Annotated in this window: 8 protein-coding genes; 1 reads left to right on the forward strand and 7 read right to left on the reverse strand. The window is 73.6% G+C overall.

All coding sequences use genetic code 11. The features are described from left to right. Nucleotides 1–101 precede the first annotated feature (101 nt). The 7 genes from AB0D49_RS22565 to AB0D49_RS22595 all read right to left on the reverse strand — a co-directional run bounded on the left by AB0D49_RS22565 (nt 102) and on the right by AB0D49_RS22595 (nt 11,779). Nucleotides 102–2,132, reverse strand: coding sequence for a glycosyltransferase (locus AB0D49_RS22565; RefSeq protein ID WP_362760077.1), 2,031 nt, complete (start codon nt 2,130–2,132; stop codon nt 102–104). Continuing rightward, complete coding sequence (rfbD, locus tag AB0D49_RS22570; RefSeq protein ID WP_362760081.1) at nt 2,129–3,040, reverse strand: dTDP-4-dehydrorhamnose reductase; 912 nt, start codon at nt 3,038–3,040, stop codon at nt 2,129–2,131. Before rfbD ends, AB0D49_RS22565 begins: the two co-directional genes overlap by 4 nt. Then, a complete protein-coding gene (gene rfbB, locus AB0D49_RS22575) occupies nt 3,037–4,029 on the reverse strand; it encodes a dTDP-glucose 4,6-dehydratase (RefSeq protein ID WP_362760084.1) in 993 nt (330 codons plus the stop codon). Before rfbB ends, rfbD begins: the two co-directional genes overlap by 4 nt. After that, nucleotides 4,026–5,093, reverse strand: a complete 1,068-nt coding sequence (locus AB0D49_RS22580; protein ID WP_362760086.1) for a glucose-1-phosphate thymidylyltransferase — start codon at nt 5,091–5,093, stop codon at nt 4,026–4,028. Before AB0D49_RS22580 ends, rfbB begins: the two co-directional genes overlap by 4 nt. 356 nt (nt 5,094–5,449) lie before the next feature. After that, complete coding sequence (locus AB0D49_RS22585) at nt 5,450–9,673, reverse strand: Rne/Rng family ribonuclease (protein WP_362760089.1); 4,224 nt, start codon at nt 9,671–9,673, stop codon at nt 5,450–5,452. 265 nt (nt 9,674–9,938) lie between these two features. After that, nucleotides 9,939–10,730 carry a TIGR03936 family radical SAM-associated protein gene (locus tag AB0D49_RS22590; protein WP_362760092.1) on the reverse strand — a complete coding sequence of 264 codons (792 nt, stop codon included), beginning with the start codon at nt 10,728–10,730 and terminating at the stop codon, nt 9,939–9,941. A 152-nt stretch (nt 10,731–10,882) separates the two neighbouring features. Next, nucleotides 10,883–11,779: a LysR substrate-binding domain-containing protein gene (locus AB0D49_RS22595; protein WP_362760095.1), complete on the reverse strand. Its 897-nt coding sequence runs from the start codon at nt 11,777–11,779 to the stop codon at nt 10,883–10,885. Nucleotides 11,780–11,916: 137 nt separating this feature from the next. Here AB0D49_RS22595 and AB0D49_RS22600 point away from each other — a divergent pair, with 137 nt between their 5' ends. Further along, nucleotides 11,917–13,284, forward strand: a complete 1,368-nt coding sequence (locus AB0D49_RS22600; protein WP_362760098.1) for an enolase C-terminal domain-like protein — start codon at nt 11,917–11,919, stop codon at nt 13,282–13,284. Nucleotides 13,285–13,343 lie beyond the last annotated feature (59 nt).

Genomic DNA, 13,343 nt, shown 5'->3' on the forward strand with positions numbered 1-13,343 from the left:
GGGTGTCGGGAGAGACGGGTGATCGGGAGAGACGGGTGATCGGGAGAGGCCGGTACGGGTGGGAGAGCTGTGCCGGGGTCGGCACCAGCGGTCCGCCGGGGCTATCCCCGGCCGCCCGCCAGCGCCCGCTTCAGACGGCCCGCCGCCCGGCGCCACAGCGGGCGCCTGCCGGGCCCCGCGGTCCTGCCGCCGGCTCCGGCGGACGCCGTATGGCGGTCGATCACCCGGGCGCGGCCCGCGCCGTCCACCACCACGTCGACCGGGAGCCTGGTCCAGCGGAGCTCGCCCCGCGCCGGGGACGGGACGCCGAGCCGGACCGCCCAGCGCTTGCCGGTGAGCCGTTCCAGGGGCAGCGCGGCGGTGACCGTACGGCCGTCGAGGGTGGCCTCGGCCGGGTACTTGCCGACGTTCTTGCGCTCGAAGCGGAGCTGGACCGCCTCCCCGGCGGTGGAGGCCGGGTGCAGCGGCAGCGGCAGGCGGACCGTGCCGCCGTCGACCTCGGCCGCCGCCGGGTCCATGGCGGCCACGGCCTCGCGCTCCAGCTTGCCGGTGCGCTGGTCGATGTCGAGGGAGAGGTTGCCGGGGCCGTCGGTCCAGTACGGCAGGACCAGGCGGCGCGGGTCGCCGGTGAGGGCGGGGCGCCGGGTGGCCTCCGTGCCGTCGGTGCGGACGGCGCCGAGACGGGTCTCCTTGCTCCAGCCGCAGGACTTGATCCGCAGATGGAGGTCCCAGATGCCGGGGGCGAGCGGGGCGCCCGCGGCGGCGGTCTCGGGGTCGAGCACGGCCCGCGCGGTGATCTCCTGCCGGAAGCCGCCGCCCTCACCGGTCTCGGTCCCGGTCTCGATGCGGTGCCGTTCGCTGGTCAGCGGCAGGTAGTACTGGGTGGCCCGCTCGCGGTGGCGGACCACCAGGTCGACCCCGCTGCGGTCCACCGGGGCGGCCAGGGAGATGCCCTGGGCGGCCAGCGCCGCGCGGGCCTCCTCGGACAGCGGCAGCCCGAGCAGATCGCGCTCGCCGTCCCGGCCGTACCTCATCGGTTCCCCGGCGACCTGGTACTCGGCGCTGAAGCCGATGGCCAGGGAGCCGTTCTCCCAGTCCAGGGAGGTGAGGCGGCCGGTGGGGCGGATACCGGCCTCCCATGCGGCGAGGGCGCGGACATCGGCGTACCGGTCGGCGGCGATCAGGCCCGCGACGACCCGCTGGGTGGGGGCGACCCGGGCGAACACGCCGGGGCCGAAGCGCTCGGTGACCACGGAGTGGATCTCGCGGTACAGCTCCTCGGCGTAGTCCTCGGGGAGCTTCAGCAGCCGCTGGCCGCGCAGCCGCTCGACCATCTCGTTGCGCAGCCAGCGGGAGAAGAGCTGGTCGCGCAGCGGGCCGGGCTCAGTGAGGTTCTCGACGACGTCGAGCGCCTCACGCAGGTTGGTGAAGTAGCCGACCGGGTCGAAGCGCTGGAAGCCGGCGTTGGAGCCGTCGTCGCGGGTGATGTGGTAGTAGCAGAGGTAGTCGCTGAGCACGGCCACGCTCTTGGCCCGCAGATACGCCTCGGCAACGAAGACATGGTCCTCGAGCCGCCGCCTGCCCTCCTTGAACCGCATCCCGTGCTCGGCCAGGAACGCCCGGCGGAACATCTTGTGCGGGGTGAGGCTGTCGATCAGCGGGGCGGTCTCCACGGTGGCCCGGGGCCGGTTGACCCGGAACAGCTCCTGCGGGACCGGGCGGCCGATGCCGGCCATCTTGCCGACGACGACATCGGCGTCGTGGGCCCGGCCGTAGTCGTACATCCGCTCCAGGGCCTCGTCGCCGAGCCAGTCGTCGTGGTCGGCGAACATCACGTACTCGCCGCGGGCCGCGTCGATGCCGGTGTTGCGGGGGCGGCCGGACCAGCCGGAGGACTCCTGGTGGACGACATGGAAGTGCGGGTGCTCGGCGGCCAGTTGGTCGAGGCGGGCCGGGGTCTCGTCGGTGGAGCCGTCGTCGACGAACCAGACCTCGAACTCGTCGGGGGCGAGGCTCTGCCGGAGCAGTCCGCCGACACAGTCCTCGAAGTACTTGCCGGGGTTGTAGACCGCGATGACGACACTGACCTTGAGCGGTGCCGCGCTGCTCCCCTTGATGTCCTTCTCCGTCACGCCGGAGTCTCCTTCGTCTGGGCCCGGTGGACCGCGTGGATCTCGGGGAACGCCTCGGCCAGCGCCGTACGCCAGTCGCGCGGCGGGGTGAGACCGGCCGCCCGGAGCCGGTCGTGGCCGAGCACGCTGTACGCGGGGCGGGGCGCCGGGCGGACGAACGCCTCGCTGGTGGTGGGACGCACCCGGGCGGGGTCGGTGCCCAGCAGCCGGAAGATCTCCTGGGTGAAGCCGTGCCAGGTGGTCTCCCCGGCGCTGGTGCCGTGGTAGATCCCGGCCGGGGCGGTGCCGTCCAGGGCGCCGCGGCCCAGCGCGAGCAGCAGCGCGGCCAGATCGGCGGTCCAGGTGGGCTGGCCGCGCTGGTCGTCCACGACGTCGACGGTGTCCCGCTGGTCCGCGAGGCGCATCATCGTGCGGACGAAGTTGGGGCCGCCCGCGCCGTACAGCCAGGCCGTGCGGACGACGTAGCCGATGTCGGGCAGGGCGGTCAGGACGGCCCGCTCACCGGCGAGTTTGGTGCGGCCGTAGGCGCTGCGGGGGGCGGTGGGGGCGTCCTCGGGGTACGGGGCGGTGGCGTCGCCCGCGAAGACGTAGTCGGTGGAGACCTGGAGCAGGACCGTGCCGGTGGCGGCGCAGGCGGCGGCCAGCCGGGCGGGCCCGTCGCCGTTGACGGCGAGCGCCTCGGCCTCCCGGGTCTCGGCGTCGTCGACGGCGGTCCAGGCGGCGCAGTTGACCACCACCGTCGGGCGGTGCTCGGCGACGGCCCGGCGCACGGCGTTGTCGTCGGTGAGGTCCAGGGCGGCGCGGTCCAGGGCGACGGCGGGTATGTCCGCGGCGGCGAGGGCGGGCAGCAGGTCGTGGGCGAGCATCCCGCCCGCGCCGGTGATCAGCCAGGGGCGGTCGACGCTCACAGGGCGGCCCGCTCCTTCAGCGGCTCCCACCAGGAGCGGTTCTCGCGGTACCAGCGCACGGTTTCCGCGAGGCCCTGCTCGAAGGACTTGCGCGGGGCGTAGCCCAGCTCCTCGCGGATCTTGGCGCAGTCCACGGAGTAGCGGCGGTCGTGGCCCTTGCGGTCCTCGACGTACTCGACGCTGGTGTCCCAGTCGGCGCCGCAGGCCGTCAGCAGCAGGGCGGTCAGCTCCTTGTTGGAGAGTTCGGTGCCGCCGCCGATGTTGTAGACCTCGCCCGCGCGGCCCTTGGTGCGGACCAGTTCGATGCCCTGGACGTGGTCGTCGATGTGCAGCCAGTCGCGGACGTTGCCGCCGTCGCCGTACAGGGGGACCTTCTTCCCGTCGAGGAGGTTGGTCACGAACAGCGGGATGACCTTCTCCGGGAAGTGGTGGTGGCCGTAGTTGTTGGAGCAGCGGGTGACGCGGACGTCCAGGCCGTGGGTGCGGTGGTAGGACAGCGCGATCAGGTCGCTGGACGCCTTCGCCGAGGAGTACGGCGAGTTGGGCTCCAGCGGGTGGGTCTCGGGCCAGGAGCCGTCGTCGATGGAGCCGTACACCTCGTCGGTGGAGATGTGCACGAACACCTCGATCCCGGCCCGGTGGGCGGCGTCGATCAGGGTGTGGGTGCCGACCACGTTGGTGCGGACGAACTCGGCGCCGCCGTCGATCGAACGGTCCACATGGGACTCGGCGGCGAAGTGCACCACCTGGTCGTGCTCGGCCATCAGCTCGCCGACCAGTTCGGGGTCGCAGATGTCGCCCGTCACGAAGGCGAAACCGGGGTGGTCGCGGACCTCGTCCAGGTTGGCCGGGTTGCCCGCGTAGGTCAGCTTGTCCAGGACGGTGACGGAGACATCACCGGGGCCGTCGGGACCGAGGACGGTACGGACGTAGTGGGAACCGATGAAACCGGCGCCGCCGGTGACCAGTATCCGGGTGGGGGACGTCATGACGAGATCTGCACCTTGCTGTGATCACCGAGCACGAGCCGGTGGGCCGAAGGGTGACGGGGAGCGGGCGTGACCTCGACATCGCGCCCGATGAGGCTGGCCTCCACCCGGCGCACCCCGGTCACGGACGAGCCGCGCAGCACGATCGAGTACTCGATCTCGCTGTCCTCGATCCGGCAGTCCTCGGACACCGAGGTGAACGGGCCTATGTACGCCTCGCGGACCACCGAACCGGCGCCGACGATCGCCGGGCCGACGATCCGGCTGCCGGTGACCGTGGCACCGGCCTCGATGCGGACCCGGCCGATGAGTTCGCTGGCCTCGTCGACCGTGCCCTCGTTCAGCGGCTGCACGCTCTCCAGGACCGAGCGGTTGACCTCCAGCATGTCGGTGACATTGCCGGTGTCCTTCCAGTACCCGGAGATGGTGGTGGAGCGGACCCGGCGTTCGGCGTCGATCAGCCACTGGATGGCGTGGGTGATCTCCAGTTCGCCGCGCCAGGACGGTGTGATGGACCGCACGGCCTCGTGGATGGCCGGGGTGAAGAGATAGACACCGACGAGCGCGAGATCGCTCTTGGGCTGCTTCGGCTTCTCCTCCAGGCCCACCACATGGCCCTCGGTGTCGAGTTCGGCGACCCCGAAGGAGGTGGGGTCGGGAACCTTGGTCAGCAGGATCTGCGCGTCGGGGCGGTCCTCGCGGAACGCGTCGACCAGGTCGGTGATGCCGCCGACGATGAAGTTGTCGCCGAGGTACATCACGAAGTCGTCGTCGCCGAGGAAGTCCTGGGCGATCAGCACGGCGTGGGCGAGGCCCAGCGGGGCGTCCTGCGGGATGTAGGTGACCTCGACACCGAACCGGGAGCCGTCGCCGACCGCCTCGCGGATCTCGTCCGCGGTGTCGCCGACGACGATGCCGACCTCGGTGATCCCGGCGTCCGCGATGGCTTCGAGCCCGTAGAACAGCACGGGCTTGTTGGCGACCGGGACCAACTGCTTGGCCGAGGTGTGGGTGATGGGGCGGAGCCGGGTGCCCGCGCCCCCGGACAGGACGAGAGCCTTCACGAACGCACCCCTGCTATCACCACGAGAAACCCCATTGATCGCCGGAAAATCACGGTACTAAGGACAGTACTAAGCACTGTACTAAAGTCCGCGTTTCCCCTGAATTAACCATCTGTCTGTGCCCACATCATAACCGTGTCACTCCTTCACAGATTCACCCGTCATTCACAGACAGGTACGGCAGGCTTGTTGCTGAGGTGTGCGCCGAGGAGTGCGCGAAGGGGGTCGCTGAAGCCCGTACGGAGTCGTGTTCATGGCGAGCGCGGGTATGGCGACGGCCCGCCCGGTGGGTACCGGACGGGCCGTCAACTGCCGTGTACTGCGGGGCGACCGGTCGGGCTGCCCCCCCTTTTTTCTCAGTCCTCGGTGGACGCGGACACCGACGTCACGGACGACAGCGTCTGTTCCGCCGCGGCGGTCTTCTTCGCCGCCGTCTTCTTGGTCGCGGCCTTCTTCGCCGTGACCTTCTTCGCGACGGTCTTCTTGGCCGTGGTCTTCTTGGCGGCCGTCTTCTTCGTCGCCGCCTTCTTCGCCGTGGCCTTCTTCGCCGTCTTACGGGCCGCCGCCTTCTTGGCGGGAGTGGCGGCCTCGGTGTCCTCGGACACCTCGTCCGTCCCCGTCACCGGCTCCGCCTCGGCTTCCGCTGCCGTGCCCGACGGGACGACCACGACGGCCGTGTCCTCGGACGCGGTCGGCGCGGTGGCCTTGCGCACGGCGCGGCGCCGGGGACGGGCGGGGGCGGCTGCCTCCGGCTCCTCGGCGGGCGCAGTGGGCGCGGCGGGCGCGGCGGTTTCCGGGAGCGGCTGCGGGGCCGGCTCGGTCACCGTGACGACCGTGGCCTCGGCGCCCTCGGGTGCCCCGGCGGGCGCGGACACCCGGCGGGTGGCCCGGCGACGCGTACGGCCCTGGGGCGCGGCCTCGTCGACCGGCGCGGGCGCCTCGGTACCGGCGACGACGGCGGCCTCTGGGGCGGGCGCCGCCTCGACCACCGGGTCCGCCACGGTCACCGGGTCGGCGACCGGCTCCGGCGCGACCGCCGGGGCGGCGGCCCGGGAGACCGGCTCGCTACGGGGCGCGCCCGCCGGGGCCGACGCCCTGCGGCTGGCCCGGCGCCGGGAACGGCCGCCCCGGGAGGCCGCGGCCTCCGCCTCGGCGACGCTGCTGAACAGCTCCTCGTCCGGCTCGAAGGCCGGGGAGGCCAGCGAGACCGGCACGGCGGCCTCGGCGGCCACCTCCGCCTCGGTCTCGGCCGCCGCCGGGGTGACCGGCTCGGTCTCGTGGATGTGGTCCGGGGTCTCGGCCCCGCCCCGTCCGCGCTTCTTGCGCTTGCCGCCCCCACCGCCACCGGCGGCGGTCGCCTGCTCCATGTGCACGATGACACCGCGCCCGTTGCAGTGGACGCAGGTCTCCGAGAAGGACTCCAGCAGGCCCTGGCCGACCCGCTTACGGGTCATCTGGACCAGCCCCAGCGAGGTCACCTCGGCGACCTGGTGCTTCGTACGGTCGCGGCCCAGGCACTCCAGCAGACGGCGCAGCACCAGGTCCCGGTTGGACTCCAGCACCATGTCGATGAAGTCGATGACGACGATGCCGCCCAGGTCGCGCAGCCTCAGCTGGCGCACGATCTCCTCGGCCGCCTCCAGGTTGTTCCTGGTCACGGTCTCTTCGAGGTTGCCGCCCTGGCCGGTGAACTTGCCGGTGTTGACATCGATCACGACCATGGCCTCGGTCTTGTCGATCACCAGCGAGCCACCGCTCGGCAGCCACACCTTGCGGTCCAGCGCCTTGGCGAGCTGCTCGTCGATCCGGTACGTGGCGAAGACGTCGACCTCGCTGGTCCACTTCTGGAGCCGGTCGGCGAGGTCCGGCGCCACATGCGCCACATAGCCGTGGACGGTCTGCCACGCCTCGTCACCGCTGACGATGACCTTGGAGAAGTCCTCGTTGAAGATGTCCCGCACGACCCGGACGGTCATGTCCGGCTCGCCGTACAGCAGCGTCGGGGCGTTGCCGCTCCTGGCCTTCTTCTGGATGTCGGCCCACTGCGCCTGGAGCCGCTCGACATCGCGGCGCAGCTCGTCCTCGCTGGCGCCCTCGGCGGCGGTGCGCACGATGACACCGGCGTCCTCGGGGACGATCTTCTTCAGGATGGTCTTCAGCCGGGCCCGCTCGGTGTCGGGCAGCTTGCGGCTGATGCCGGTCATCGAGCCCTCGGGCACATAGACCAGATAGCGGCCGGGCAGGGAGACCTGGCTGGTGAGCCGGGCGCCCTTGTGGCCGATCGGGTCCTTGGTGACCTGGACGAGCACGGACTGCCCGGACTTCAGCGCGGACTCGATGCGCCGCGGCCCACCGGACATGCCCAGCGCCTCGAAGTTGACCTCACCGGCGTACAGCACCGCGTTGCGGCCCTTGCCGATGTCGATGAAGGCGGCCTCCATCGACGGCAGCACGTTCTGCACCTTGCCGAGATACACATTGCCGACGTACGACGTCGACTGCTCCTTGTTGACGTAGTGCTCGACCAGCACATTGTCCTCAAGGACGCCGATCTGGGTGCGGTCGCCGTGCTGGCGGACCACCATCACGCGCTCCACGGCCTCGCGGCGGGCGAGGAACTCGGCCTCGGTGATGATCGGCACCCGGCGGCGGCCCTGCTCACGGCCCTCGCGGCGGCGCTGCTTCTTGGCCTCCAGACGCGTGGAGCCCTTGATGGACTGCACCTCGTCGGACGGCTCGCGCTCGGACTGCTTGCGCGGTTCGCGGACCTTGACGACCGTGCGCTCCGGGTCGTCGGTGGCGGACGGCTCGCCGTCACCGGAGGAGTCCCCGGCCCGGCGGCGACGGCGACGACGGCGACGGCTCCCGGCGGTCGAGCCACCGAAGTCCTCGGCGCGGTCGGAGTCGTCGTCCTCGGCGTCCTCGTCGAGCTGCTCGGCGGTGTCCTCGGCGTCCTGCGCGGCCTGCTCGGCGGCGCTGTCGTCGCCCTCGCCGTCGGCGGCCTCGCCACGGCGACGGCGACGGCCACCGCGACGGCGGCGGCGGCGCGAGCCGGTCTCCTCGCCGCCGTCCTCGGCGTCGTAGGAGTCGTCGGTCTGGTCGGCGCCCTCGTCGGTGTCGTCGAGGGGCTCCTCGTCCTCGACCGGAGCCTCGGCGCGGACCTCGGCGCGGGCCTCGGCCTCCTCGGCGGCGGCGCCCCGGCGGCGACGGCGACGGCCGCGGGGCCCGGAGGCGTCCTCGGCGGACTCGGCGGGCGCGGCGGACCGGTCGGCCCGCGCGGACGGCCGACCGGGCTCGTCGGCCTCGGAGGCGCCGGACGCACCGGACTCGCCGGACGCCCCGGTGGGCTCCTCGGCCGCCTCCGCGGCGGCTTCGGCGGCGGCCCGCTCGGGCGTCTGGAAGCGCGGCTCGGTGAAGACCGGCGCCTGGAAGACGGCGACGGAGGGACGCGCCGGGCGGCGCGGGGCGTCGTCCTGGTCGTCGGACGCGCCCGCCTGGGCGGCCCCGGCGCGCGCCGGGGTCTTCGCGGCGGCCTCGGGGGGCGCGGCGAACCCGGCGGCGGGCTTGCGGACGACGCGGCGGCGGCGCCGGGGCGCGGAGTCCTCGTCGGCGGCGTCGGCGGTCTGGGCGTCGGCGGCGGGCGCCTCGGCGGCGGCCTGCTCGGGGACGGAGGGCTGCTCGGCCACGGCGGTGGCGGCGGTCTGGCCGCTGTCGGCCGTCTCGGGCGCGTCGGGCGTCTCGGCTGCCGCCTTGGCGGCCCGGGACGTCCGGGAGGTCCGGGTCGCGCGGGAGGTCTTCGCCTTGGGCGCCTCGGGCTGCTCAGCCTGCTCTGCCTTCTCGGCGGGCTCGGCCTGCTCGGCGGCTTCGGTCTGCGCGGCCTGCTCCGCCGCCTCCGCGGCCGGGGTCGTCACCTTGCGGGTGGCCCGGCGGCGCGTACGGCGCGGCGCGGTGTCGGCGTCGGCGGCCGGGGCGGCGGGGGTTTCCGGCACCGGGGTCTCGGCCACGGCCGGGGCGGCGGCCGACGGCTCCGGCGTCCCGGCGGGCGCGGTGACCTTGCGGGTGGCGCGACGGCGGGCGCGCGGCGGCGCGGGCTCCTCGGCGGCGGCGCTCACGGCGGCGGCCTCGGGGGCTTCGGGGGTCTCGGCGACGGGCGCCGGGCTGGCCGGGACCACGGTCTCGGCGGCCTCGGCGGCGGGCGCCCCGGCGGGCGCGGAGGCCCGACGGACGGCACGGCGGCGGGTCCGGGCGGGGGGCGCGGTCTCTTCGACCACGGGCGCGGCGGCCTCATCGGCGCCCACGGTGACATCCGCGACCTCCGCGACCGTCTCCGTGGTGTCCTCGACGGCTGCGATGTCCTCGACATCGTCGGCGTCGTCGGCATCGTCGGCATGGTCGGCGGCCTGTGCCGCTACGGCCGGTGCGACGACCTCGGCCGGTGCCTCGGCGGTACCGGCGGGCGGTCCGGCCGGGCGGGACGCCGCCCTGCGCCGACGGCGCGGCGGCAGGGTGTCGCTGGGGGTGTTCTGGGCGGAGTCGGTGGTGTTGTCCCCGGACTCCGCAGCTTCGGTCGGTTCGAGCATGCGGGCGGTTCTCCCGTCAGGCTTCCGGGCGCCGCGCATGGTCCGGCGGGAAGGCCGGTGACGTCCGCGGCTCGCGCGATGCGCGTGGGCCGCCGTCCGGGGCGCGGGCGCCGCACGGAAGCTCTCTGTGTCTTGTCTCGTCGGTTCCGTATGCCTTGTCGCGTACGGCCTGGCGAAAGTCTTCTGGTCGGTGCGCTGCCCGACCCAGGTGGCTCCCGAGTACGAGGGCGGCGCTTTTCGACGGTCGTCCCAGGCGGGACCTTCCCTAAGCCGGTGCCTTCGCGGCGGCGGTCGGGGCGGCCGTAACAAGGGCCGCGTCCGCCTCGCGGTCGGGCGCGAGCGGGTCGGTCACCGTACCGGTCTCTTCATCGAACAGCCCCTGCGCCAGCCTGGTCACCGCTGCGGGGACCGGCGGCGCCAGGTCGGCCACGGCGCGGAGACCGGACAGGACGTCGTCGGGTCGAACGGCAGGCGTCACGTGCCGAACAACCAGCCGCAGTATCGCACAGGGCCGGTCGGTCGGCCTATCAGCCGGCGAACCCGGTGTTGCCACGCCGTCGCCGTCCTGCTCGCTCGTCAGGCTTGCCACGGCCTGGCGGGCGTCGAACGTGCGCATACCGTTCTTGGTCAGGCGCTGCACCTCGACGGTCCCGGCCGCGGTGAAGGCGGCGACCGCGCGGGCGGCGTCCTCGGGGGTCACACCGTCGAGCCGCAGCTCCCACACGGAGGCGGTGAGCCGGTCGGCGAGCCCGGACGTACGGGCCTCGACGGCGTCGACGATGTCGAGCCCGGCGGGCAGCGACTCGTCGAGAAGAGCGCGCAGGCGCTGCGGGTCACGCGGCGCGGTGAGCGCGATCTCCAGATACTCCGCCTCACTGCCCGTGCCGGTGGGTGCGGCATTGGCGTACGACACCTTGGGATGCGGGGTGAAACCCGCCGAGTAGGCCATCGGCACCTCGGCGCGGCGCAGTGCCCGCTCGAATGCCCGCTGGAAGTCGCGGTGGCTGGTGAACCTCAGGCGGCCACGCTTGGTGTAGCGCAGTCGGATGCGCTGCACCGCCGGTACGGGCGGTGGGCCTTCGGGCTGTCGCTTCCCCAGTGTCGTTCAGTCCCTCGTGAGTGCGGTCGTACTGCTATCAAGAGTACGTGTCCGGCGGCCGGAAGGTTCCCGTGAGCCGTCCCGACCCGGTCACAGCAGGTCACAGGGGGTCACGCCGGGTCGGCTGGGTCGGCCAGGGCCACCAGGAGCGCCCGCAGCGCCGGGGACGGGTGGTCGGTGCGCCAGGCCAGCTGGAGTTCCGCGCGCACACCGCCCGTGCCGGTCAGCGGGCGGAACACCACCCCGGCCGGGCCCAGCCGCCGGGCCGCCTCGGGGACCAGGCAGACGCCGAGGCCCGCGCCGACCAGGGCCAGCAGGGTGTGCACCTGGCTGGCGTGCTGGACGTGCACGGGCGCGGTACCGGTCCGGTGGAAGAGCCGGCCGAGCAGTTCATGGAAGTAGCGCGCCTCGTCGGGGTCGTACATCAGGAACGGTTCGCCGTCGAGGTCCCGGACGTCCGGGGGTGTGGGCCGGGTCGCCAGGGCGTGGGCGGCGGGCAGCGCGGCGAGCAGGGGTTCGCGGGCGAAGGGGCGGCGGGTCAGTTCGGGGGCGGCGACCGGCGGGCGGACCAGGCCCACATCGAGGTCGCCCGCGAGCAGGGCGGCGCGCTGGGCGGCGGTGACCATCTCGCGCAGCACCAGGTCCACGCCGGGCAGCCGGGTCCGGGCGGTCCCGAGGACGGTCTCCAGATGGACGTATCCGGAGCTGGCGGTGAAGCCGAGGGTGAGGGTGCCGGTCTGCCCGGCCATCGCGCGGCGCGCGCTGTGCACCGAGCGTTCCGCGAGCCCGAGGATGCGGCGGGCGTCGGTGAGCAGACTCTGTCCGGCGGCGGTGAGCCGCACCCCGCGGCCCGAGCGGTCCAGCAGATCCACGCCGATGTGCTGCTCCAGCGCCTGGATACGGCGGCTGAGCGGCGGCTGGGTCATGTTGAGCCGGGTCGCGGCCCGTCCGAAGTGCCCCTCCTCGGCGACGGCGACGAACCCGGCGAGCTGCTCCAGCGAGTACATGTGCCCCTCTTTCCCGTCCCTCCGGTGCCGATGCGCGTGACGCATCACACCATGCCGAACCGATATTGGACGCGCATGACCCGAGCCTCCTAGCGTCACCGCCAGACGCGGACGACGGCCCGGGAGGCGCGGAGACGATGCCGAGGACGACGACGAGCAGAGCGACCGGCAGCCCTCATCCCGCCACCCCCGTCGTCACCGCGCTGCGGGTGATCCCGGTGGCGGGCGAGGACAGCATGTTGCTCAATCTCAGCGGCGCGCACGCCCCGTACTTCACCCGGAACCTGGTGGTGCTGACCGACTCGGACGGCCGGACCGGTGTCGGCGAGGTGCCCGGCGGGGAGCGCATCCGGACGACGCTGGAGGAGTCCCGCGAACTGGTCGTGGGCGCGTCCGTCGGTGATCCGCACGCCGTGCTGCGCGCCCTGCGCGACCGGTTCGGGGAGCGGGACGCGGGCGGGCGCGGGGCGCAGACCTTCGATCTGCGGGTGACCGTGCACGCGGTGACGGCGGTGGAGTCGGCGCTGCTGGATCTGCTGGGCCAGTACCTCGGCGTACCGGTGGCCGCGCTGCTGGGCGAGGGCGTGCGCCGGACGTCGGTCCCGGTCCTCGGCTACCTCTTCTACGTCGGCGACCGCCGCCGTACGGACCTCCCCTACCGGGACGAGCCGGACGCCGCCGACCGGTGGTCGCGGCTGCGCAACGAGGAGGCGCTGACGGCGGACGCGGTGGTGGCGCTGGCGGAGGCGGCCCAGGAGCGGTACGGGTTCCAGGACTTCAAGCTGAAGGGCGGGGTGCTGGACGGCCGGGCGGAGGCGGAGACGGTGACGGCGCTCGCCGAGCGGTTCCCGGGCGCGCGGATCACCCTCGACCCCAACGGCGGCTGGCCGCTGGCGGAGGCGGTCGCGATCGGGCGGTCGCTGCGGGACGTGCTGGCGTACGCGGAGGACCCGTGCGGGGCCGAGGGCGGCTTCTCGGGGCGGGAGACGATGGCGGAGTTCCGCCGGGCGACCGGGCTGCGGACGGCCACCAACATGATCGCCACGGACTGGCGGGAGCTGGCGCACGCCGTGAAGGCGGACGCGGTGGACATCCCGCTGGCCGACCCGCACTTCTGGACGATGCACGGCTCGGTGCGGGTCGCGCAGCTCTGTGCCGACTGGGGGCTGACCTGGGGGTCGCACTCCAACAACCACTTCGATGTGTCGCTGGCGATGTTCACCCAGGTCGCGGCGGCGGCACCCGGGGAGATCACGGCCATCGACACCCACTGGATCTGGCAGGACGGCCAGCGGCTGAGCCGCGATCCGCTCACCATCCGGGACGGCCGGCTCACCCTGCCCGAACGCCCGGGTCTGGGCGTGGAGCTGGACTGGGAGCGGGTGGCGGCGGCCCATGACCGCCACCGGTCCCTCGACCGGTCCGACCGGGACGACACGGCGGCCATGCGCCGACTCATCCCCGACTGGCGTTTCGACCCGAAACGCCCGGCGCTGGTGCGCTGAGCCCGCCGTGCGCTGGTGCGGCTGAGTACGCCGGGCCCCGCCGCGCCGAGACGCGGCCG

This window comes from Streptomyces sp. NPDC048290 (genome assembly GCF_040652095.1).
Classification (GTDB): domain Bacteria; phylum Actinomycetota; class Actinomycetes; order Streptomycetales; family Streptomycetaceae; genus Streptomyces.